This window comes from Desulfogranum aggregans (assembly GCF_055398265.1).
Genome location: NZ_AP042447.1, coordinates 4391678 through 4414576 on the forward strand (window position 1 = coordinate 4391678; position 22899 = coordinate 4414576).

At 49.3% G+C, this 22899-nt stretch carries 22 protein-coding genes; 14 read left to right on the top strand and 8 right to left on the bottom strand.

Annotation, left to right across the window (positions count from 1 at the left end; all coding sequences use genetic code 11):
• Positions 1-59: 59 nt before the first annotated feature.
• Genes mutS through ACZ52Z_RS19240 form a run of 3 tightly spaced genes read right to left on the bottom strand, consistent with a single transcriptional unit; the run spans position 60 to position 3727 of the window.
• Positions 60-2726 (bottom strand): DNA mismatch repair protein MutS, encoded by a 2667-nt coding sequence (gene mutS / locus ACZ52Z_RS19230; protein ID WP_464268388.1) that lies wholly within the window; start codon positions 2724-2726, stop codon positions 60-62.
• 12 nt (positions 2727-2738) lie between these two features.
• Positions 2739-3233 carry an HIT family protein gene (locus ACZ52Z_RS19235; RefSeq protein ID WP_464268389.1) on the bottom strand — a complete coding sequence of 165 codons (495 nt, stop codon included), beginning with the start codon at positions 3231-3233 and terminating at the stop codon, positions 2739-2741.
• Positions 3230-3727 carry a metallophosphoesterase family protein gene (locus tag ACZ52Z_RS19240; RefSeq protein ID WP_464268390.1) on the bottom strand — a complete coding sequence of 166 codons (498 nt, stop codon included), beginning with the start codon at positions 3725-3727 and terminating at the stop codon, positions 3230-3232. The genes ACZ52Z_RS19235 and ACZ52Z_RS19240 overlap by 4 nt, the downstream gene beginning before the upstream one ends.
• Before the next feature lie 180 nt (positions 3728-3907).
• Between ACZ52Z_RS19240 and efp the strand changes: the two genes are divergently transcribed.
• Together efp and epmA are read left to right on the top strand one after the other, a co-directional pair.
• Positions 3908-4471, top strand: a complete 564-nt coding sequence (efp, locus tag ACZ52Z_RS19245; RefSeq protein WP_464268391.1) for an elongation factor P — start codon at positions 3908-3910, stop codon at positions 4469-4471.
• A gap of 3 nt (positions 4472-4474) precedes the next feature.
• The gene (gene epmA, locus ACZ52Z_RS19250; protein WP_464268392.1) at positions 4475-5392 is read left to right on the top strand and encodes an EF-P lysine aminoacylase EpmA; all 918 of its coding nucleotides are present in this window, start codon (positions 4475-4477) and stop codon (positions 5390-5392) included.
• Positions 5393-5425: 33 nt separating this feature from the next.
• On the opposite strand, the gene ACZ52Z_RS19255 is transcribed toward epmA, so the two are convergent.
• Positions 5426-6100, bottom strand: a complete 675-nt coding sequence (locus ACZ52Z_RS19255; RefSeq protein WP_464268393.1) for a metallophosphoesterase — start codon at positions 6098-6100, stop codon at positions 5426-5428.
• Positions 6101-6196: 96 nt separating this feature from the next.
• Here ACZ52Z_RS19255 and ACZ52Z_RS19260 point away from each other — a divergent pair, with 96 nt between their 5' ends.
• The 6 genes from ACZ52Z_RS19260 (at position 6197) to ACZ52Z_RS19285 (ending at position 12430) form a co-directional block, all read left to right on the top strand.
• The gene (locus tag ACZ52Z_RS19260) at positions 6197-7774 is read left to right on the top strand and encodes a GumC family protein (protein ID WP_464268394.1); all 1578 of its coding nucleotides are present in this window, start codon (positions 6197-6199) and stop codon (positions 7772-7774) included.
• A 61-nt stretch (positions 7775-7835) separates the two neighbouring features.
• Positions 7836-8867: an ExeA family protein gene (locus tag ACZ52Z_RS19265; RefSeq protein ID WP_464268395.1), complete on the top strand. Its 1032-nt coding sequence runs from the start codon at positions 7836-7838 to the stop codon at positions 8865-8867.
• A complete protein-coding gene (locus tag ACZ52Z_RS19270) occupies positions 8860-9711 on the top strand; it encodes a CpsD/CapB family tyrosine-protein kinase (RefSeq protein WP_464268396.1) in 852 nt (283 codons plus the stop codon). Before ACZ52Z_RS19265 ends, ACZ52Z_RS19270 begins: the two co-directional genes overlap by 8 nt.
• Positions 9712-9819: 108 nt before the next feature.
• Positions 9820-11265 (top strand): exodeoxyribonuclease III, encoded by a 1446-nt coding sequence (locus ACZ52Z_RS19275; RefSeq protein ID WP_464268397.1) that lies wholly within the window; start codon positions 9820-9822, stop codon positions 11263-11265.
• Entirely contained in the window at positions 11266-11934 is a 669-nt protein-coding gene (locus ACZ52Z_RS19280; RefSeq protein WP_464268398.1) for a response regulator, read from the top strand.
• Positions 11935-12154: 220 nt separating this feature from the next.
• On the top strand, positions 12155-12430 hold the full coding sequence (locus ACZ52Z_RS19285; RefSeq protein ID WP_464268399.1) for an HU family DNA-binding protein: 276 nt from the start codon (positions 12155-12157) through the stop codon (positions 12428-12430).
• A 14-nt stretch (positions 12431-12444) separates the two neighbouring features.
• Here the strand turns inward: ACZ52Z_RS19285 and lgt are convergent, their stop codons facing one another.
• On the bottom strand, positions 12445-13266 hold the full coding sequence (lgt, locus tag ACZ52Z_RS19290; RefSeq protein WP_464268400.1) for a prolipoprotein diacylglyceryl transferase: 822 nt from the start codon (positions 13264-13266) through the stop codon (positions 12445-12447).
• 22 nt (positions 13267-13288) lie between these two features.
• Positions 13289-15172, bottom strand: a complete 1884-nt coding sequence (mnmG, locus tag ACZ52Z_RS19295; protein ID WP_464268401.1) for a tRNA uridine-5-carboxymethylaminomethyl(34) synthesis enzyme MnmG — start codon at positions 15170-15172, stop codon at positions 13289-13291.
• Between the two features lie 252 nt (positions 15173-15424).
• Between mnmG and ACZ52Z_RS19300 the strand changes: the two genes are divergently transcribed.
• Positions 15425-16882 carry a TrkH family potassium uptake protein gene (locus tag ACZ52Z_RS19300; protein WP_464268402.1) on the top strand — a complete coding sequence of 486 codons (1458 nt, stop codon included), beginning with the start codon at positions 15425-15427 and terminating at the stop codon, positions 16880-16882.
• 18 nt (positions 16883-16900) lie between these two features.
• On the opposite strand, the gene trkA is transcribed toward ACZ52Z_RS19300, so the two are convergent.
• Together trkA and ACZ52Z_RS19310 are read right to left on the bottom strand one after the other, a co-directional pair.
• On the bottom strand, positions 16901-18310 hold the full coding sequence (gene trkA, locus ACZ52Z_RS19305; RefSeq protein ID WP_464268403.1) for a Trk system potassium transporter TrkA: 1410 nt from the start codon (positions 18308-18310) through the stop codon (positions 16901-16903).
• Between the two features lie 69 nt (positions 18311-18379).
• A complete protein-coding gene (locus ACZ52Z_RS19310; RefSeq protein WP_464268404.1) occupies positions 18380-19213 on the bottom strand; it encodes a class I SAM-dependent methyltransferase in 834 nt (277 codons plus the stop codon).
• Positions 19214-19453: 240 nt separating this feature from the next.
• On the opposite strand from ACZ52Z_RS19310, the gene rpmH reads away from it, so the two are divergent.
• Genes rpmH through ACZ52Z_RS19335 form a run of 5 tightly spaced genes read left to right on the top strand, consistent with a single transcriptional unit; the run spans position 19454 to position 22898 of the window.
• The gene (gene rpmH, locus ACZ52Z_RS19315) at positions 19454-19591 is read left to right on the top strand and encodes a 50S ribosomal protein L34 (protein ID WP_464268405.1); all 138 of its coding nucleotides are present in this window, start codon (positions 19454-19456) and stop codon (positions 19589-19591) included.
• Positions 19592-19597: 6 nt separating this feature from the next.
• A complete protein-coding gene (rnpA, locus tag ACZ52Z_RS19320; RefSeq protein ID WP_464268406.1) occupies positions 19598-19972 on the top strand; it encodes a ribonuclease P protein component in 375 nt (124 codons plus the stop codon).
• A 50-nt stretch (positions 19973-20022) separates the two neighbouring features.
• Positions 20023-20235, top strand: coding sequence for a membrane protein insertion efficiency factor YidD (gene yidD, locus ACZ52Z_RS19325; protein ID WP_464270827.1), 213 nt, complete (start codon positions 20023-20025; stop codon positions 20233-20235).
• Between the two features lie 59 nt (positions 20236-20294).
• On the top strand, positions 20295-21941 hold the full coding sequence (gene yidC, locus ACZ52Z_RS19330; RefSeq protein WP_464268407.1) for a membrane protein insertase YidC: 1647 nt from the start codon (positions 20295-20297) through the stop codon (positions 21939-21941).
• 24 nt (positions 21942-21965) lie between these two features.
• Complete coding sequence (locus ACZ52Z_RS19335; protein ID WP_464268408.1) at positions 21966-22898, top strand: Jag family protein; 933 nt, start codon at positions 21966-21968, stop codon at positions 22896-22898.
• The last annotated feature ends 1 nt before the right edge of the window (position 22899 follow it).

Below are 22899 nucleotides of genomic sequence, written 5' to 3' on the forward strand. Positions count from 1 at the left end.
TTGCGGCCCTTTGTTCACCGCATGGCAGTAGACTTTGTCCATACCTTGCTTGGGCAGGGTTATCTGCTGTCGGTTAGTAACCTGCATGCTTCGTAGATGAGTTCAAGCGCCTGTCTTGGGGTCAATTCATCGGGATTAACTGGACGCAGCAGGGCATGGAGGGGGCTTTGTTCCTGGTGAAAAAGCGAAAGTTGGGCTGGACCATGATCGATGGGACGTGGAGGAGATGATGATTCGGGCTGTTGCAGATGATGGTGATTACCCTTTTCGATGGCAGCCAGGATTTCATAGGCCCTTTGTGTCACCTTTTCGGGAACGCCGGCGAGCGAGGCAACCTGGATACCGTAACTCCTGTTGGTCGCGCCCTCTGTGAGTTTATGAAGAAAGATAATGGTATCATTCCACTCTCTGACAGCGATGGAAAAATTTTCTACCCGCTGGTGGTTTTGTGCCATCTCGGTCAATTCGTGATAATGGGTTGCAAAGAGGGTTTTCACGCCCTTATCAGCTTTATTTACCAGCGCTTCCACAACTGCCCAGGCGATGGCAAGACCGTCGTAGGTTGACGTGCCTCTGCCTATTTCATCGAGGATGACCAGGCTTTTTTCAGTTGCATTGTTGAGGATATTAGCGGTTTCATTCATTTCAACCATAAAGGTTGACTGGCCCCGTCGCAGGTCATCCATGGCGCCGACTCGGGTGAAAATGCGATCGACCAGGCAGATGTTGGCTGATGCCGCAGGGACAAAACTGCCAATATGGGTCATGAGGGTTATAAGGGCCGTTTGCCGCAGGACAGTGGATTTTCCCGCCATATTTGGTCCGGTAATAATAATGACCTGGTGGCTGCGCTGATCAAGGCTGATGTCGTTGGGAACGAAACGTCCCGCCTCCAGAGACCTTTCTATGACTGGGTGCCGGCCCTCTCGAATGCGAATTTCTTCATCACTGTTGATGCGCGGTCTGGTGTAACGATACTTTACAGCAGCGGTGGCCAGGCTGAGCAGGAAGTCGATGCGAGCCACATGTTTTGCGGCCGCAAGTATGCGTTTACTGTTGTCGGCAATTCTATGGCGAACCGCTGAAAACAGCGCATACTCCATTTCCAGCCGTTTTTCCTGAGCAGTGGAAATAGAATTTTCCAGTTCTTTGAGTTCAGGAGTTATGAATCGTTCGGCATTAACCAGGGTCTGTTTACGAATGTAATCATCCGGTACCGCCTCTGATTGGGTGCGGGTCACCTCAAAAAAGTAGCCGAACACTTTATTGTAGCCGACTTTCAATTTGGTAATGCCTGTTCGCTCCCTTTCCGTGGCCTCGAGATTAAGGATCAGCTGTTTGTCATTGCGAAGGATACTTAATAACCGGTCAAGCTCTTGATTATATCCATCCTGTATAAGGCGCCCTTCTCGCAGGCCCACGGGGGCATCCTCACGAATAGCGCTGTCGATAAGTTCGTGCAGATCGGATAAATCGTCCAGCTGTGTATGAATCGATCGAAGGAGGGAGCAGGAGCACTGCTCGATGGCCTGGCGAATTGTCGGCAGCTGGGCAAAGGAAATCTTCAGCGCAGTCATATCCCGGGCGTTCCCCTGACCAAGGACAAGTCGGCTGCATAACCGTTCCAGGTCATACACGGCTGAAAGCAGAGCCAAGAGTTCCTTCCGCACGCGCGCAGATTCAGCAAGTTCTTCTACCGCTGCCAAACGTTTTTCTATATGGGATTGGTCCTGTAGCGGATAAAGCAATCGTTTGCGAAGCAATCGGGCTCCCATGGGGGTCGCGGTAAAGTCCAACGTTGCAAGTAACGACCCCTCTCGTCGTCCGCCGACAATGGTCTCTGTTAACTCAAGATTACGGCGGGAAGATTCATCGAGAATGAGAAAACCCGTTTGGTTGAGCAGTTTGAGCTGTTGGATGTGGTCAAGGGCAGTTTTTTGGGTATCCTGAATATATTCCAGCAAAGCCCCGGCAGCCGAAATTCCGCGACTCAGATGGTCACACCCGAATCCCGCGAGATTGGCGGTGTGGAAATGTTCAAGCAGAGTCGTACGGCTGGAGGTGGCGTCAAAATGGAATTCCGGACGTCTGGTGATGCAAAGAGCGGGGAGGACAGTGGTTATGGCATGGACCAGTTCGTCCTGGGCTGTGCTGGCATTTTCACTGATGAGAAGTTCGGCCGGCTCAATTCTGGTCATGGTATCCAGTAACTCTGGCTGTTCGCCATCGGTAAAGGAAATCTCGGTTACAAGAAATTCACCGGTGGATGCATCTAGAAAACTCAGGCCAATCGGTTTGCCGGTTCCGATACGGGACGAAACCGACAGGGCGCAGACATAGCGGTTTGCCTTTTCATCAAGGATTTGTTCATCTGTGGTTACCCCAGGCGACACTACCCGGACCACCTCTCTTTTTACGATGCCTTTGGTCTGTTTCGGGTCCTCTACCTGCTCACAGATAGCAACGCGGTGCCCGGCTGCGATAAGTTTACCCAGGTAGCCGGTCAGAGCATGAAAAGGTATACCGCACATGGGTACTTTATTGGCATCGTCTTTGTGGCTTCTGGAAGTGAGCGTTATGCCCAGGATTTTGGAGGCAGTGACGGCGTCATCAAAAAACATCTCATAAAAATCACCCATTCTGTAAAAGAGAATGGCATCATTATAGGCTTCCTTAATCTCAAGATATTGCCGGAGCATGGGGGTAATTTTTACAGGACTACTCATGATGATTGATACTCAGCCTTTTGGCGGATGAAAATATGGCAGAAGGTTATCAAAGGTGGTTTCTATGTGCTGGGGTATGGTGCGTATCTCGGCACAAACAGTCATGAAATTATGGTCGCCTTCCCAGCGGGGAACAATATGGAAATGCAGATGGTCGGCAATCCCGGCTCCGGCTGCCTCGCCGAGATTTAAACCAACATTCAAACCCTCAGGTTTAAGCACTGAGCGCAGGATAGTGCAGCAACGAGTAAGGATTTGCATTATACCCATCTGTTCCTGAAAGGTGAGGTCTTCTAAGGTAGAAACGTGTCGTCTGGGGGCCGCCAACAGGTGGCCGTTTGCATAGGGAAAACGATTAAGCAGGACAACCGTACTGCTGTCGCGGTACAGCAATAAGTGGCTCTTACTTGATCTACCATTACCTGGAGGCTCAAAGATGCAGCCGTCGGGCTGTCTTGCATTGCCGAGAACATGCTCCATCCGCCAGGGCGTCCACAGGGTTTTCATAATACGGATGGGAGTTCAAAGAGTTGCGCTTCCAGAGTTTTTCCTGCCCGCAGGATGGCGTAGGTGCCGGGGGCTCCATACCGGCCAGTCCCTTTGAAACTCCCCGGGTTAAGAATCAGCGCTTGTCCTATTCGGTGGCAGACAGGCCGGTGTGTATGGCCATAGATCATGCAGTCGGCTTCAGGAAAAAGTTCCCACAGTCGGCTTTCGATATCACCTCGCAGTTGGGCGCCATGGGTGAGACCTATGGTGAAATCACCTAAAGAAAAGGTGGTGGCTTCGGGGAGTTGTCGCCGAAGCTGCGCGGAACACATGTTGCCGTGAACGGCGTAGAGTCGTTTTCCGTCAAAGGCATCAAGGACCCCTTGTTCTGTAATGTCTCCGGCATGGATGATAACCTGACAGTCCTGAAAACACTGCTTCAGTTGTCGCTTAAATCGGCTGTCTGGACGAAATAAATGGGTGTCGGAGAGTATTCCGGCTCGAATGGTCATGGCTGAACGCAACAGATAATCGTTTGTCGAGTTGAGGTAAATGTATTAAAGATAGCCCGTGATACCAGGATAAACGAAAAAAGACAGTGAGATGTGCTGCGCAGGGAGCTTCCACCCTACCCGCATAGCCTGCTTACTCTTTTTTGTGAACCATAAAACATGATGGAAAGGATAACAACAATGTATTCAGCGTCAGACCTGCGCAAGGGATTGAAGATTCAGATTGATGGAGAACCATATATTGTCACTGATTTCGAGTTCTCTAAACCTGGTAAAGGCCAGGCCCTCTATCGTACCAAGATGCGCAACATGATTACTGGCAATCAATTTTCGCAGACCTATAGGTCTAATGATAAATTTGAAAAGCCGAATCTCGAGGAACGGACCATGCAGTTCCTGTATGCTCAGGATGAGGAGTATCATTTTATGGATACGACCACCTATGACCAGATATTTCTTACTCAGGAGCAGCTCGGTGACAACCTCAACTATCTTGTCGACAACATGGAGGTACAGGTCCTCTTTTTTGCTGAGCGGCCGATTGATATTAGCCTGCCCACCTTTGTCAACCTGGAAGTTACGGTTGCCGATCCCTGGGTCAAGGGAGACACCTCGGGCACGGATACCAAACCAGTAACCGTTGAAACCGGATACCAGTTACAGGTTCCTCCCTTCGTTGAACAAGGGGATAAGATTCAGATCGATACCCGTACCGGGACCTATATTACCAGGGTAAAAGAGTAAAGCATGCTGGGGCCTGAGGGGCTGCGACTGCGCTCAACGCTGCTGCAAACCATCCGTTCGTTTTTTTTGGGTCGGGGGTATATCGAAGTTGACACGCCTATCAGGCTGCCGCATCTTCTGCCTGAAGCGCATATCCAGCCATTTTCCAGCGACGGTTGGTTTCTGCAGACCTCACCAGAGCTGTGTATGAAGATTCTCCTTTCTGGAGGGGTTGAAAAGATATTTCAGCTCTGTCACTGTTTTCGTAGAGAAGAAATCGGACGACTGCATCACCCTGAGTTTACGATGCTTGAATGGTATCACAGCGGGAGGGAGTATCAATCGCTGATGGATGAGTGCGAGGATCTTGTGGCGGAGTTGGCTGGTTGGATCAATGTGGGCCAGGGAGAAAAAAAATCCGCACTCCGCTGCAAGGGGCGCGTGATATCTCTGGAAAAACCATGGGTGCGGCTTTCTCTGGCAGAAGCTTTTCAACGCTATGCCGAAGTGTCAGTAGAGAAAGCGCTTGGACAAGATCGGTTTGAAGAGGTGCTGGTTGAGGCTGTGGAGCCGAAACTCGGATGGGAGCGACCGGTATTTCTCTATGATTATCCGGTGCAGCACGCATCACTGGCAAGGCCAAAAAAAGAAAACCCGCTGCTTGCAGAGCGCTTTGAGCTCTATATCGGGGGGGTGGAACTGGCCAACGGTTTTTCTGAGTTGGTAGACCCTGGGCTGCAGCGAGAGCGCTTTGCAGAGGAGATACGCGGGGTGACAAGCCGGGGAGGAGGGGCTCCAGCGATGCCAGAGCGCTTTCTTGATGCCCTGGAGCGGCTTGGTGACTGTGCGGGAATCGCTTTTGGGGTCGACCGCCTCTTTATGTTGCTTTTGGAAAAGGAAAAACTGACTGATATTTTACCGTTGGATGCAAGGCAGGTGTAATCGACCCGTTGTCTTTTGCACAGCAATCCTCTATTATGAAGAGTGATGGTTCGTGTAAGGAGCTTTTTGTTCTCCGGGTACACTGATGAATTCCAATTCAGGAAGCACCAAAGCTGTGAGCTGACCGCCATAAACCGCCCCTGTATCGATCCCGATTTTATCGCTGCTGACGTATGGTCGGGGAAAAACAGTATGGCCGAAGACAATGGGTTTGCCATAGTGAAAAGTGCTGTGCAGAAACTGCTCTCTGGCCCAGAGACACCATTCTGCGCGCTGCATGGAGAGGTGGCGTCCCGGTTCAAGGCCTGCGTGCACATAAATGGCATGCTGATCTTCGAAGTAGAGCGGTAAATTGTCAAAGAAGGTTCTGTGGCTTGTAGGAATGCAATCTGCGGGGAAAGAGGTGTTTTCCGAAATGCCATAGCTCATCAGGGTTTCCTTCCCGCCGACCTGAAAAAAAATCCCTTGGTCGTGCCCTTCAACCACACGTCGGAACATGTCGTCATGGTTGCCCCTGAGTGCAATCATGCGCGGCAGGGTGGATTGCAGGGAGATGAGTCGATTTACCACCTCCATGGAGTGCGGGCCGCGATCTACGTAGTCGCCTAAAAATACTAATGTATCTGCCCACGGCAGGATCTTGTCAAGAAGGGTGTTTAAGGAGTGCAGGCAACCATGGATGTCGCCAATTGCGATTGTTCGCTGCATGTCTCGATATTATTCCTTTGTGTGGTAGCTGTGTATGCATAAATAGTATGTATACATTTTTACTTTTAAATCAATTTTACTCATCAGCTCATTGTTATGAATGAAAAAACGCAACAATTGATTAAAAAATACATAGATATCGTTCTTGCTAGAAAAACCCTGATCGCGACTTTGGTATTTATCGCCCTTGTTGGCGGAACAGCTATTTACTACAAGACACCAAAGGTTTACCAAGCAACATCTCTACTGATTTACGAAAAACAGAAGATCAATTCTTCCAAGATGTCACCAGAATTGCACGAAAAAGTGCGAGAGATAGTAAACACCCTGATGCAGGAGGTTACCAGTAGAACCAGCCTAGAGAAAGTTATATTAGAGTTTGACCTATATTCAGGCATGCGGGAAGAGCTTCCTATCGAAGATGTGATCGAGTTCATGCGTAGGCAAATTCAAATTTCTCCTACAAAGGGCGACGTGTTTCAGGTGAGCTATTATGGATCTGATCCCAGAAAAGTACTTCGAGTTACCAATTCATTGGCATCAAAATTTATTGAGGAAAATCTGAAGTATAGGGAAGAAAGTGCATCCAAAACTTCAGAATATATAGCCAATGAACTGCAGCTTGCAAAAACAAGCCTCGATCAGCAAGAATTGGCGATGCGGGACTATAAGTTAAAATTTTACAATGAATTGCCTGAGCAGCGGAAAATAAACGTGGATCGTGCCAACACTCTTCAAGTGAAGCTGCAAGGTGTGCAAAATAATATTCAGGAGCTTGAAAGGACGAAAATTGTCCTTCAGGAGCAGATCGGCCAGCGGCGACAACTACTGAAGACTACGGTTGCCAACCAAATGTTGCAGGAAGGCAACAATAGCGATGTCGCACACGAAGGCGATCCTTATCAGCAATTGGCTAGAATGCAGTCCTATCTGGCAACTTTACAAGTGAAATACAAGGAAACTCATCCCGAGGTAAAGCATGTTAAGGCGGCAATTTCCGCTCTGGAAGAGCGACTCGCTGACGAAGGCATGCATCAAAAGACCGCTGGAATGGACCAGGGGGGCTCTCTGTTAAGTCGTGATCCTGTGCTCCAGGCAGCAAGTATTCAGCGAGGTGATATTGAAAGGAACCTCAGAGCTTTGCGTGAAGATGAGAAGGAGTTGCGAGCACAGATAAAGCGGCTGGAAGCATGGATTGCCGCTGCACCGGTCAGGGAGGCAGAGTGGTCAGCCCTTACACGTGATTACAATCAGTTGAAAGGACACTATGATTTTTTAGTGGCTCAGAACCTCCAGGCTTCTTCAGTAGAAAATCTTGAGAAAAGACAGCAAGGAAGTCAGTTCAGGATCATGGATCCCGCTCGACTGCCACAAAAACCAGTCAAACCAGATTTCGTAAAAATAATGGTGCTTGCCGTTGGCTTGGGGCTAGCATTAGGTGGAGGATTGGCCCTAGCTTTTGACATGGTCGATACATCATTTAAAGATCCTTTGGAGGTAGAGGAATATTTGGGGCTTTCCGTGATCTGTTCTATTCCCTATCTCCCCCTTGCCAGGGAAAAAAAAGTAGCACGATGGAAAAACATTGGATTCGTCATCTATCTTCTCTCTGGCATTATTTTGTTGGGCGGAGGATTGTTTTTTCTCTGGAGTCGAGGCACTGTGATTTTGTAAGCGAGAAGCGTTTACATGAATTCATGCAGTAGCCCCCCACAAAACCTATATGAGATAAACGATGTATACGGCATATTACGGTCTAAAAAAGAAACCGTTTAAACTCACTCCCGACGCCAAGGTTGTCTTCAGGAGTGAGGCTCATCAGGAGGCGCTCGCAATCCTCAAGTATGGGGTCTTGAGTAAAAAGGGTTTCCTTGTCCTCACCGCCAATGTAGGGCTTGGGAAAACCACGCTGCTTGAGGCCTTGATTGATTCCTTAGGAGTCGACATTAGGCTATGCCTACTCAATAATCCATTATTGTACAGGGATGAATTCTTTTCTTACCTGGCTGAAAGACTAGATTTGCCTTGGGATGGCAACAAGGCAATGTTCCTCATCGCTTTTGATGAACTGCTCAAAAAGGCCTATAATGCTGGTGAACGGATTTTACTGATTGTCGATGAGGCACATGTGCTCCCAGTGGATCTGCTGGAGGAAATCCGTTTGCTTTCTAATCTTGATGTCAAAGGACAGGATGTACTCTCTATCTTCCTGGTCGGACAACCTGAACTCAATGACTTGATGCGTGATGACCGGCTGTTGCCGCTCAGGCAGCGTATAGGGATTCGTTTTGACCTCAAACCATTTGGCGTAAACGAGACCAAACAATATATCCTTTTTCGACTGCGTCACGCTGGAGCGAGAAACCTTAATATTTTTACTGATGAGGCTATCGAACAAATTCATAGAGTGAGCAAAGGGACTCCGAGACTGATCAATATTGTTTGTGATCATGCCTTGCTGACGGGATTTGCGGAAAATCAGCCGGTAATCAATGCTGGCCTTATCCAGGAAAGCGTGCATGACCTACATTTTCCCGGCGAAGATAATCCGCTACCAGTTGGTCCACAACGCAACAATAAAGTGAATGCAAGAAAGGTTATTTTTTCAGTGCTTGGCCTTTTATTCATTACCTGTTGTACCTTGTTGGTGCTGGAATTTATACCGTATTCTGATGGGCAAACCATGCTGGAAAGAATTGTGCCCGACAGGGTGCATTATACGGTGCAATCAATTATTGAGTTTTTTAGAGGGAGTGAGCGTGGGTAAAATTGCAAAGGCATTGGGGAAAGCGGCTGCAGCAGAAAGCAAGACGTCCGTTAGTCAAGTGCAGGGGGACAATGCAGATGCTACGGTTGCAAATGAGAACAAGTATTTTCAAGGAAAGAGTATTGAGTGTTCTGAGATGGGTAAACCGTGGGATGCCAGGCTTGTCATGGCTTCAGCAGCTACAGGGGCGGTGGCTGAGAGTATTCGTAATTTAAGAACACGAATTCTTTACCCTGTCATTGGCGAAACGCCGCGAACCTTGCTCGTGACCAGTGCCGCGCCCGGGGAGGGAAAGAGTTTTATTTGTGCAAATCTTGCCCTCTCGCTAGCCCAGGGCGTGGATGATTATTGTCTTTTAGCTGATTGCGATTTTCGTCGTCCATCTCAGCATAAACTTTTTGGTCTTTCCAACGAGCGGGGGATCGTTAATCACCTGCAAAATGGAGTCGCTGTTGAAGAGTTGATCACCCCATCTGGGGTGGAAAAACTTTCAATCTTCCCCGCTGGGCCACCACCGGTCAATCCCGCGGAACTTTCAGGGTCTGAGTCGATGGTACGACTGGTGAGGGAATTAAAGTCTCGCTATGATGATCGGTTCGTGGTCATCGACAGTCCACCTCATGAAGCCGCCGCTGAAACGGCAGTACTGGCAAAGCATGTGGATGGGGTTGTTCTTGTTGTGCGATACGGTACTTCTCGCCGTGAAAGGGTAAAAGCTCTTGCTGATATGATCGGCAGAGATAAAATCATAGGTGTAGTCTTCAATGCTCTAGAGACTTCATTCCTGGACACCAAAGTTTTCGGATACCAAGATTATAAAGCGAACTATTATTCACAGCAATAGAAGGGCAGTCTTGCTTCGTTTTAAGGAGATTTTTTCTGTTAATTTCATCAAATAATAGGAAAGGTGTTTTTACAAATCAATCTTTTGTTTTTTCTGTAAGGACTTGGCGTGAGATTTAATATTAAAGCAGTCCTTGAAATCCTCAGAAAGGAGGTTGTCAAGTATCAGGTTCCGGTCGTTGACCTCATTGCTGTACAGACCCGTGATCCTTTTAAGGTCCTGGTTGCCACAATTCTTTCTGCGCGTACCAAAGATGAGGTAACCGCTGCTGCAGCGAAGCGGCTTTTTCGCCGGGCACAAACCCCTGCAGAATTGGCTGAATTATCGGTTGTCGACCTGGAAAAAATTATCTATCCGGTCGGGTTTTATAGAAATAAAGCAAAATATCTGCACGCGCTCCCCGGTGTTCTCGCTCAGCAATTTGACGGTGTGGTGCCCCAGACCATTGAGCAACTGCTCCAGCTGCCCGGAGTAGGGCGCAAAACCGCCAACCTGGTGCTCGCTGTAGCTTTTGAGCAGCCTGCAATCTGCGTTGATACCCATGTACACCGTATAATGAATATATGGGGCTATGTGGAAACAGCTACTCCTTTGCAGACCGAAATGGCGTTACGAAAGAAATTGCCTGCAGAGTACTGGTTGACCATCAATTCAACCCTGGTTGCCTTTGGGCAGGAGGTATGCAGACCGCTAAGGCCCCATTGCGACCGATGCGCCATCGGTCATCTCTGTCCCAGGATTGGAGTAACCCCGAGGGTGGTGAAAGCGACCAGTGCAACAGCAGCTGCCGATGGAATGCGTTTTGTTTCCTGGAATGTCAACGGATTACGTGCTGCGTTGAAAAAAGACTTCATGGATGTCTTCCATCAATTCGCTGCCGATGTCTTTGCTGTCCAGGAAATTAAAGCGTTACCGGATCAACTACCAGAGCAGGTCCTCTCCATCCCTGACTATCATGTATTTTGGAACCCAGCTCAACGCAAGGGATATTCAGGTACTGCCTGTTTTTCCAGAAGGATGCCAGTCAACGTTTTATATGGGATGGGGGAGGAAAAAATTGATGCCGAAGGCAGGGTGCTTACCCTGGAATTTGAGGACTATTTTTTTGTTAATGCATACTTTCCCAACGCCCAGCCCGGACTCAAGCGATTGCCATTTAAAGTGGAGTTTAATCGTGCTTTTCTCGATTTTATTTGCGGCCTGAAGCAGCAGAAATCGGTTGTTGTCTGCGGAGACCTGAATGTTGCCCACAAGGCGATTGACCTGGCAAACCCGAAGGCGAACGAACAGAATCCCGGCTATTCAATAGAGGAGCGATCCTGGATGGATGCGTTTATTCGGGCTGGGTATATCGATAGCTTTCGTGAATTTAATAAAGAGCCCGATCAGTATACATGGTGGAGCTATCGTTTCCAGGCACGAGCAAAGAACATCGGGTGGAGGATCGATTATTTTCTCCTTGATAGCGGGAGTCGAAACCGGCTGGTTGATGCCTCCATCCATAGTACTATAATGGGATCAGATCATTGCCCTGTCAGCATTCAATATCGATAAATGAACCGTAGACCCAAGACCTATCGGATAATTATTGCAGATGACCATAGCCTTATTCGGCAGGGGATAAAGAGTATCATTGCCGATAATGACGAAATGGAGGTTGTTGCAGAGGCTGCAACCGGTATGCAATTACTGGAAGCACTTGATGATCGACGTCCGGATATGGTTATTTTAGACATTTCCATGCCGGATATGAATGGTATTGAGGCGGTTGGGAAAATAAAACAGCGGTATCCCGAAGTGAAAATATTGATTGTAACCATGCATAGCGATAATCAGTATTTTTATCATGCCATAGCTGCCGGGGTGCAGGGATACTTGATCAAGGAAGAATCGGATGCGGAACTGCTTAAGGCCATCGAGCAAATTCGTACCGGAAAAACTTACGTCTCGCCTCAGCTGAAGAAAGAAATTTCAGGAGATATGATCGGGGCTTTCCGTGAACAGGCAAGCGTACCTGTGGTTACTCTTTCAGCACGGGAAAAAGAGGTGCTGCAACTGGTGGTCAAAGGACACACCAGCAGAAAAATAGCCGAAATATTATCCTTGAGTCCCCGCACCGTTGATCATCATCGCGCCAGCCTCATCAAAAAATTTAACATGAAGAACACTATTGACCTGGTCAATTATGTTGTTCGCAACAAAATGTTCTTGGATGAGGTATAAAAAAGATCTCGCAGTGACATTTTTTCACCCCTGAACAGTATGGGGTAACTAGCTTTCTTCTTTTGTCTTTTTTCTTCGGTTACGTAAATTTACCTAAGGATTGCCTGGTATTTCCCCCAATTGTTTTTTTTCCCCCGCTACGATTAACTGTTTTTAACCAGAAAGTCGGTAGGGCGTACACGCACTCTGCCTGTTTAAGCTTCTTACAGAAGGGGGGAACATGAATAAGAACGATCTCATCGAAACCATCGCCACTTCAGCCAGTATAAGTAAAGCGGCTGCTGAGAGGGGCCTGAATGGCATGTTAACCATGATGTCTTCAGCAATGGAAGGTGGAGAGCGAGTTACACTGGCGGGTTTTGGCAGCTTTACAGTAGTTGATCGCGCTCCTCGTACAGGGAGGAATCCAAAGACCGGTGAAGTTGTCCCTATTCCACCTCGTAAAGCGGTGAGGTTCCGACCAGGGAAACATTTATCAAAAAAACTGCATCGGTAGTAACACCCAAATGATTATAAGGGACGGTCGGATGCGGCCGTCCTTTTTATTCTCCAGCCCCACAGAGTCAGGCCAAAGAGGCACATCAAACAGCTCAGAAGCTGTCCCATGGAAAAACCGACGGCCAGCAGTCCAAGTTGCGGATCGGGCTCCCTGAAGTACTCTACGATGAATCGAAACAGGCTGTAGAGTATGAGAAATAGAGCCAGAAGAGATCCATGAGGCCAGAGACGGTCAGATGGTGCTCTCCATGGTCTGTCCTTCATACCCCACAGGATAATAAAAAGTACGATTCCTTCGAGCATAGCCTCGTACAGCTGCGAAGGGTGACGAGGCAAAGGCCCGCCATCTGGAAAAACCATTCCTGCCCAGGCCTGTGTTGTTCGACCGTAGAGTTCCCCGTTGATGAAATTGCCGATTCGACCAAAAAATAAGCCTATCGGTACAGTTGCCACATAGAGGTCTGCTGCTTTCCAGAAGTGGAGACGGGTTCGGGCGCAGTAGAGGGCGCCTGCAGACAACGCCCCAATACATCCGCCATGAAAGGACATGCCACCCTGCCAGATGGCAAAGATGTCCATGGGGTTGTGCAGGTAATAGGTGAAATTGTAAAAGCAGACGTAGCCCAATCTGCCTCCAAGTATGACGCCAAGTATGAGGAAGAGATTCAGGTTGTCCAGATGGGATGTCATTTCCTGCCAGCGAAACCTTTTTGCCTGCTTTGCAACCAACAGGTATGCAGCCGAAAATCCAAGTACATACATTAGCCCATACCAGCGTACAGCTAAGGGGCCGATGGTGAAAATAACCGGATCAATGTGTGGAAAAGTGAGCATAACTAGACAGCTGTGCTCGTTGTCAAAGCAGTCCGCGCTGCTTCAAGGAGACTTGCAGCACCGAAATGGCAGCTGGGGTTACTCCGGATATACGCGAAGCCTGCCCCAATGAACGAGGCTGCACCTTGGTCAGCTTTTCGACAACCTCATTGGAAAGTCCTGGCAACCCTTTGTAGATAATGTCCTCGGGCAGGGCTATGCGTTCGAGTTTTTTGAAACGCTCTACCTGCTCTTCCTGTCGTTTAATATATCCGGCATATTTCACCTGCAACTCCACTTCCTCGGCAAAGGGGAGTTCTGTTAAAATATTTGGTACGCCGGTATCGTTGTGTTCAGTCAGGCGGATGAGGTAATCCAGTTTGATTTCCGGGCGTCGGAGAAGCTCGGCCATGGTCAAGGATTGGGTGAGGGGGGTCGAGTCAACACGTTGCAGGAGGTCGTTGATGATCGAAGAGGGTTTGATGCGCACAGTATGCAATGCATTGACGGCTTCATCGATACATCGTTTTTTTGTCTGAAATGCGGCCCAGGTGGACTGGTCTACAAGTCCAAGTGAATAGCCGATTTCCCGTAGCCTGCTATCCGCATTGTCCTCCCGCAGTAAAAGTCGATATTCAGCCCGTGAGGTAAACAGGCGATATGGTTCCTTGGTCCCCAGAGTGACGAGGTCGTCGATGAGAACGCCGAGGTAGGCTTGCGATCTGTCGAGAATTATCGGCTCCTCACCGCGCACGTAACGGACACTGTTTATAGAAGCCATAAACCCTTGGCCGGCTGCCTCTTCATACCCGGAAGTGCCGTTAATTTGTCCGGCTAAAAAGAGCCCCTGGATGTTTTTTGTTTCCAGTGAGGGCTTGAGTTCCCGTGGATCAACGTAATCGTATTCTATGGCGTATCCCGGGCGGATGATACGGGCATGCTCCATTCCGGGGATGGAGTGGATCATGTCGATCTGCGTTTGCAGCGGCAGGCTTGTGGGGATACCGTTGGGGTATACCTCGACCGTGTCCAAGCCTTCGGGTTCAAGAAAAATCTGATGACGGCCTTTTTCCGGAAAACGCATCACCTTGTCTTCAATGGAAGGGCAGTATCTGGCCCCGACCCCTTCAATGATACCAGCAAAAAGCGGCGACTGATCGATGGAGTTCCTGATGATCTGGTGGGTCCGTTCGTTGGTATAGGTGATGTAGCACGGGCGCTGCTCAAGCGGGGGCGCTCCGCTAGATGAAAAAGAAAACAGGCTGGGCGGGTCATCGGAATGCTGGGCTTCCAGCTGCGAATAGTCAATGGTATTGCCATCGATTCTCGGGACGGTTCCGGTTTTCATGCGGCCGACCGAAAATCCAGCCTGCTTGAACCACTCTGCAAGCCGAAGCGAGGGGGCATCCCCCATGCGTCCTGCAGGAAAATGCTTGAGCCCCACGTGGATAAGGCCGTTTAAAAAAGTGCCGGTCGTTACGACCACAGCTTTGACGGTAATATGTTCATCCAGCGAAGTGCGGATACCGACTACCTGGTTGTCTTTTACCAGGATTTCGTCTACAACCGTTTGGCGAATTTGAAGATTTTCCTGATTTTCCAGGATGTTTTTCATGCGCAGACGATACAGCAGCCGATCAGCCTGGGCTCTTGATGACCGTACAGCAGGCCCTTTACTGGTGTTGAGGCGGCGAAATTGAATACCGGTAGCATCGATATTTCTTGCCATTTCCCCACCAAGGGCATCTATTTCTTTGACGAGGTGCCCTTTGGCCAGTCCACCTATTGCGGGGTTGCACGACATTGCGCCGATGGTGTCGGCATTGATTACGCACACCAGGGTGCGGCACCCCATTCTGGCGGCAGCCAGCGCTGCCTCGCAGCCGGCGTGTCCTGCACCGATTACGGCAATATCAAAATCAGTCATGTGGTCAGATAAATAGAGTGAAAGAAAAGTGTACTGCAACAGCAGCAGAAGGTGATGTGATCAGCTGTTGACTCAACGATAAATCTTTTATTATAGAAAGCACGGTCCTGTTTTGCAATGGGAAGCGACAGTCGCCCCCAAAATTACCCTTTTACTTCCGGCTTCACTCATCGTGCTGTTTGTTTTCCGGTTTGGCGAGAGGCTCGCTGCTGCAACGGAAGAGATACCTCAATCATCTGATTTTTATTCATCATGCACATTGGTTCAATAACCCACGTTTTTGGATTGCTGCTCATGGTCACCGGCAGTGCAATGCTATTGCCGGTTGCCTGCGCGTGGTATTATGGAGAGAACGACTTTCTGCCGCTGCTGCTGTCGGCAGGGTTGACCTACTCACTGGGGTTGCCGGCATGGTGGTTTTTCCGTAAAAACTATGAAGTGAACATCAAAGATGGGATTGTGGTCGCTGTTTTCGGATGGTTTGTGGTTTCCGGCTTCTCCGCCTTACCGTTCATTCTTCACGGAGCCATTCCTGCCTTCACCGACGCCTTTTTTGAGATGATCTCCGGGTATACCACCACCGGTGCGACCATCCTCACCGATATAGAGTGCGTACCCCATGGATTGCTGTTGTGGCGCAGTGAAACCCACCTGCTTGGAGGCATGGGGTTTCTCACCCTGGCCGTCATCCTGCTTCCCCATGGAATGGGCGGGTTGCGGCTTTTTCGGGCGGAATCCAGTCCAGGTCAGGTTATAACCAAGGAAAAGTTCAAGCCGCGCAACCGCGATACCATGATCAGTCTGTGGTGGATCTACCTGTTCCTGAATTTTCTTCAGGCGCTACTTTTGTGGGGCGGAGGCATGCCGGGATTTGATGCCCTGTGCACTGCCTTTGGCACCGTGTCAACTTCTGGCTATTCTCCGAAAAATCTTAGTATCGGCCATTACAACAGTGCCTATTTTGATTGGGTCACCATCGTTTTCATGTTTCTCGGAGGAACGACCTTTATCCTTTTTTTTCTTCTCTTGCGAGGAGATTGGAAGGCTGTATATCGTAACACTGAATTTAAATGGTACCTTGTGCTGACCCTCTTTTTTGCAGGGACGGTCTCGTTTATACTGTTGCAGCACGGAACCTATGCCACGGCAGCTGACGCTTTTCGATACGGGACGTTTCAGGTTATGTCGCTGTTGACAACCACCGGGTTCACAACCGCTGATTATGAGGTGTGGCCCCAGGCTGCACAGATGTTTCTGTTTGCGGTCTGTTTTATCGGGGCCTGCGCGGGCTCAACCACAAGTGGTATCAAGGTCGTGCATTATGTACTGATCTGTAAGTATATTTACCATTCTGTGCGCAAAATATTTTTTCAACCCCGCTCGGTGGTGACCATACGACTGAATCAGCGCGCCGTTGACTCAACAGTGGTTGATCTGGCCCTCTGCTATTTTATCGTCAATATATTTATGGTACTTGGCGGGGGATGTCTGATGGTTATTTTGGAAGATCTGGATTACCTGAGCGCCATGAGTTCGGTGATTGCATCGTTAATGAATATCGGGCCCGGTTTTGGCGCCATAGGTCCGAGCAAAAATTATGCCTTTCTCTCTGACGCCGGCAAGTGGTTTCTTTCCTGGAATATGCTGGTAGGACGTTTGGAAATGTTTTCTGCTCTGGTGGTTTTTTATCCTTCGTTTTGGAAAAAGTAGGTGCAAGGACGGTTTGGTTCATGCGGAAAAGAGTTTACGCACATCCTTGAGGTAGAGGGTGTTGCAGATCACGATAGCCCTGTCGCCGCCATGAATATGGGTGTCGCCCACTGCTGTTTTCCACTGGCCATCGCGGAAGACGCTACCAATGATAATGTGGCCGGCCAGGACTTTGGTCTGGTGGCTCAGTGGTTTGCGGGTGATGGGTGCGTTGGGCGCGGCAATAAGGTCAATCACCTCCGCATCAAAGCCGTGCATGTGGGAAATGGAGAGCAGTTCGCTGCCGCGGATAAAGGTAAGGATCTCGTTGCCGGCGAGTATTTTTTTATTGAGCACAATGTCCAGCCCGCTGGTTGAGGCCAGTACCAGGTATTCTTCCTTGGTGACCAGGCAGATGGTCTTGCGCAGGTTTGCAGGGGCATCTTTGTCATGGGCAGCCATCAGGTGTCGAGCAAGGATGCAGCTCATGATGTTGGTTTCATTTTCTCCGGTCGTGGCGATGAACGTATCAATATCCTTAAGGCCTGCCTCTTCCAGGACCTCCTTGTCCGAGCCGTCTCCATGGAGTACTTCCACATCTTTGAGCATGGAGGCAAGTTCCTCGGCTCTCTGTTGATTTTTTTCCAGGAGGGTTACGCGGAACGCCTTGCCGAGCAACTCGGTCACGCGCGCCCCAACCAATCCTCCGCCAAGGATCATCACCCGGTGCCGGCGTTGCTGCTTTATTCCCGTGAGTTCCATAAGCTTGGGCAGGTGCTGCTTGTCTGCCATAATCAGGACTTGGTCCTGGGGAAGGATTTCATGCTCGCCAGATGGAATGATCGTGTCAATTCCCCTGGCTATGGCAACAACCCGAAAGGGAAATGCGTTGTAGGTCTTGGAGATGTCGATCAGGTTTTTGTTGGCAAAGGGTGAATGCTGGGTGATCCTGGTGGCCATAACCTGCATCTGGCCTAGAGCAATGTCAATGATCTCATCTCCAGCGGTTCGCTTGATCAAGCGAACGACTTCCTGGGCAGCTAATTCTTCTGGGTGAATGAACAGGTCAATGTTCAGGTCTTCTCCTTTGAGAAGCGAGTCTGCATGGCCGAAATCCCGTGATCTGACACGGGCAATTTTCGTTGGTATGCCAAACCGTTCAGCAATCATGGAGGAGAGCATGTTGACGGCGTCGTTATCGGTAACTGCAATCAGATAGTCAATGCTTTTTGCATGGGCTTCCTTCCAGTAGGCAATGGACATGGCATTACCCTGAATGAGACGAGCATCCATAGTGCCGTCAGCATAACGTATCAACTCGCCGTCCGGCTCAATGACGGTGATTGCATACCCTTCATGCAGCAGTCGTTTTGCCAGGTAGGAACCGATTCCCCCGAGTCCGAGGATAAGGATGTTTTCACTGGAGCGTTTTCTTTTGTTAAACATCATGAGGTGTTGCTCGTTTACGCAACTGTAGCGGTTGCTGGTGGCTGGTTCAGGCGGTTGTACCGTCGCCTCCTACAGGTCCCGATGGGTAGGGTCCCAACTGATAAAGGCCCAGGTCGGCGTATGTTTCCTGTGTACAGTCACCTGGCCATCATCGCCAGTGGTGGTAATGGATTGGAGGTATTTTTTCAATTGCTTTTTTTCTTCAGCGGTGATGGCTGGAAACATGGCCGTGTATCCGGTCATTGCGTCGCTAAAGCTGCCGTAAATTGGGTTTTCAGAAAGATGAATGAAATTGACTGCAGCGTGATATCCCATCTGATAGAGCAGGTTGATGGTGTATATGTAATCGGGCCCTGTTTCCAGCGGCCGCTGCAGAGCGCGAAAGGCATCGGGGTCAAAGGGGCCGTGACGGACCTTGTCTGTAACAACTACCTTTTCGGTGGCATAACCGCACAGTTTCTGGATGGCGGCTTTGAGGTCCTGTACGGCAAGGGAGCGGGAGGCAATAACCACACTGTGAGGCCTTATACCGCTGCGACCCCAGTCTTCTTCCCATGAGATTTTGCAGGATGTAATATTGGCGGAACCCTGTTGACGGGCACGTTGATGGAGAATGGACAGCATCTCTCCGGAAAAATCAATACACGTAATATGACGCACATGCGACGCCAGGGGGAGGGCAATCGTCCCTGGTCCTGAGCCTACGTCAAGTATAGTCCAATGCGGGGAGGGAGCAAGAAGGTCTATGAACCTGTCCGTATAAATGGAGGAGGCTGTTCTTCGGGCAAAGGATTGAGCTCTACTGTCCCAGTCGCGTTCTTTTTTCGCCTTGTTGGCGCGGAATTTTTTTGCCTGTTGCCATAATGCTGCCCAATCAACACTGTGATAATCAAGTTTCTCCATACATTTTCATTGTGAGAATGAAATGGTTTGACAGATAGCTGTTGCTGTGATTAAAATACGCAGTTTCGTGAAACATAGAGAGTGTAGAGAGCCGGCGTGAGCAATGGCCTCGCCATGTTTGCGTTTTTCCATGCATGGCCTAGCAGTGATGCCCCTGTGACTTTATCTGTGCACGGTGGGCTGCTGTGCAGCTCGCTCCTGCTCTTATTAAACATATTCTACCAGCAAAGGAAAAGATTAATGAGTAAAAGAACTTTTCAGCCAAGCAACACCAAGCGCCACCGCACCCATGGATTCCGTGCCCGCATGAAAACCCACGGTGGGAAAGCTGTTATCAAACGGAGACGAGCCAGAGGGCGCAAACGGCTAGCTGTATAACGTACCATGAAGCCCAATGGGCTCCCTAAAACACATCTTCTGAGAAAAAGTAGGGAATTCAATCGGGTTTACCGTTCCGGAAAACGGCTGCGCGGCTTTGATTGCGCAATGATTTATCTGCCCAATCAATTGGAATGGAGTCGGCTGGGTATAAGTGTGCAGCGGAAAGTAGGGGGGGCGGTTCGACGCAATCGCATCAAGCGGATTATTCGAGAGGTGTTTCGTACACATAAGGATCTGTTTCCGCGGAATGCGGACGTGGTGATCGCTATTCGGCCGGGTTTTTCCATAGCCAGTGCAAGCGATTTTCGGCAGATGTTGGCCTCAATGACGAGCAAGTGCCGCCCTCCTAATGGCGTGCAGGTAGAGGAGCACCGTTGAAAAGATTTTTTTCAATGCGAGCCAGAGACGTACGAACAGGTATCAGCGCGATGCCCAAAACATGTGTGGTACTCCTGTTCAAAGGGTATCAGTACGGCATTTCTCCACTTTTCCCCCCATCTTGTCGATTTTTCCCTTCCTGTTCCCAGTATGCAATTGAAGCCGTAACAAAATATGGCGTTATTCGCGGAGGAGCAAAAAGCCTTTGGCGAATACTCCGTTGTCATCCATTTTCACGAGGTGGTTACGATCCCGTGAAATAAACTATTTCCTGCGTCCATGAAGGTGTGTGGAAAATAGTCGTCCTTTGAGGTGTGAAAAAATGGACTTATTTAGAGCCTTTCTGGCTATTGCTCTTTCGTTTCTTATCCTTGTCGGATATCAGTACTTTTTTGTCAAACCGGTTGCCCAGCCTCCTGCCGCAACGCAAACTGCCGGTGAACAGGGAGACGCTGCGGTCCAGCAACCAGTGGCTCCTCAGCCATCCCTTCCCCAGGCATCATCTGTCGCCCAAACGATTGCTGTTGATCCCAATGCAGAAGAATTTACTATTGATACCCCGTTGTACACTGCAGTGATTAACGGACAGGGCGGCGGTTTCAAGAGTTTTGTGCTGAAGAATTATCGAACCGATCTGGCAGCTGATTCCGGCCCTATGCAACTTGTTCTCACCAGCAACCCAAACAGTTTGCCTGTCCTGTTCTCATTAGATAACGGAGCAGGCGCAGAGCTTCCGCTTTTTACGGCAGAGAGAAAAGAGGTAAAGCTCACCGGTGAGGGAGGACAGGAACAGCTGGTCATGACAGCCACCCTGGCCAATGGTACGAAAATCGTTCGCACCCTTCTTGTCCGGGGGGACAGTTACCTGATAGATGACACCTATACCGTCGAAAACCAGGGAGACCATCCCATGCAGGTTTCTCCGGCGATTTCCATGATGAATGCATCGTTTGCCCATGCAAGCGCCACCAGCCGGTTTCTTTTTTCCGGCCCTGCGGCGTATGTCAATGGTGCGTTGGTGGAAACAAAGGCCAAAAAGTTTGCCGAAGGACCGGTTGTTCTCCAGGGGGATGTCAGTTGGACAGGTTTTGTCGATAACTATTTTATGACGAGCATCGTTCCTGAGACCGGGGACAGTCATGTGGTCACTCTGCAGGGAAATGAGCAACAGGTGCGAACGGTAATGTCTGAGGGTATTTTCACCCTGCAGGCAGGCGAAGCTGCCACGCATAAATATACTATATACTTCGGACCCAAAAAGCTGAAGATCCTTCAGGGATTGGGAAAAGACCTTGCCAAAGCGGTGAATTTCGGATGGTTCGACGTTCTTGCCAAACCAATGCTCTGGTTGTTGAATTTTTTCTATGACTATACCCGTAACTACGGCATCGCGATCATTTTGGTAACCATATTGATCAAAGCCGTTTTTTGGCCGGTGACCCAAAAGGGTATGAAGTCGATGAAGAACATGCAGAAACTGCAGCCCAAAGTCGCCAAGCTTCGGGAAAAATTCAAAGATGATCCGGCAAAGATGAATCAGGAAATGATGGCGATGTACAAGACCTACAAGGTAAATCCCCTTGGCGGTTGTCTGCCAATGCTTATCCAGATTCCTTTTTTCTTTGCGCTGTATCGGGTGCTTATGGCGGCCATTGAACTGCGGCACGCACCCTTTATGCTGTGGATCAATGACCTCTCTGCCCCGGATCGGCTCTGGATTGGTGTGGATATTCCCTACCTGCACGGGTTGCCTGTTCTTACTCTGCTCATGGGGGCATCCATGTATCTCCAACAGAAGATGACACCTACTACCGCAGATCCCACCCAGGCGAGAATCATGCAATTCCTGCCTATTATTTTTACCTTTATGTTTATTAACTTTGCCTCTGGCCTGGTGCTATATTGGTTTGTGAACAATTTACTTTCCATTCTTCAGCAACAACTCATAAACCGCCAAAATAAATCATGATGCCGGGCTGTAAGGAAAAAAACTATGATCAAAGCAAAGGATTTTTTTGGAAAAGATATAACTGACGTTATTGAACAGGCATGTAAGGCTTTTGACACCACACAGGACAATCTGGATATAGAGGTGCTGGAAACCGGTTCAGCCGGTATCTTTGGCCTGTGCCGTAAGCAGGCGCATATTCGTGTAAATGTGAAAGAGCCTGCCCCGAATGCGGCAGCGGATAGTATAGCTGCAGATGGCGACGATGGCGGAAAACGAGCTGAGGAGAGCAAAGCCGAGCAAACTGCAGCGGCTGCAAGCAGCGTGCAAGCCACGCAAAAGGCCGAAGCTGAAACCCCGAAGCAAGATAAAGTGGCCTTACGCGCTGAACGGACGGCAGAAAAGGAGGAAAAGCAGGCCGTCGACCAATCCACTGAAAAACCTGCTGAGATGCCGCCCCCACGAAAGGAGGAGATTTATGAAGAACCCTCCACCGAGGCGTTAGAAGCGATCAAGGACACTTTGGAGAAGATGCTGGTGTTGATGCATTTTCCCTCAAAGGTAGACGTGGTTTTTAGTGGAAATACCGTATGCTGCACCATCAGTAGCGAGCATGAAGAGCAGATAATCGGAACCGAAGGGCGCACACTAGACAGTATGCAGTACCTTTTGCGCAAGATGATGCTTCAGCATTTGCCTGATAAATTTCTACTCTCACTGAATGCCGGCGATTTCAGAGAACGACGGGCTGAGGAGTTGAAGCAACGTGCTCTGGACCTCGCTGAAATGGTGAAGGAAGATGGAAAAACCCAGGCCATTCCAGCGTTGAACCCCTCTGAGCGCAGAATTGTACATATGATTCTTCAGGAGGATAAAAGCATACGCAGTCGCTCCGTTGGTGATGGTTTATTTAAAAAGGTGCTGATCTACAAACCAGGAAAAGGCAAACGTCACTCGTCCAGAAGAAAAAGAGGCTAGC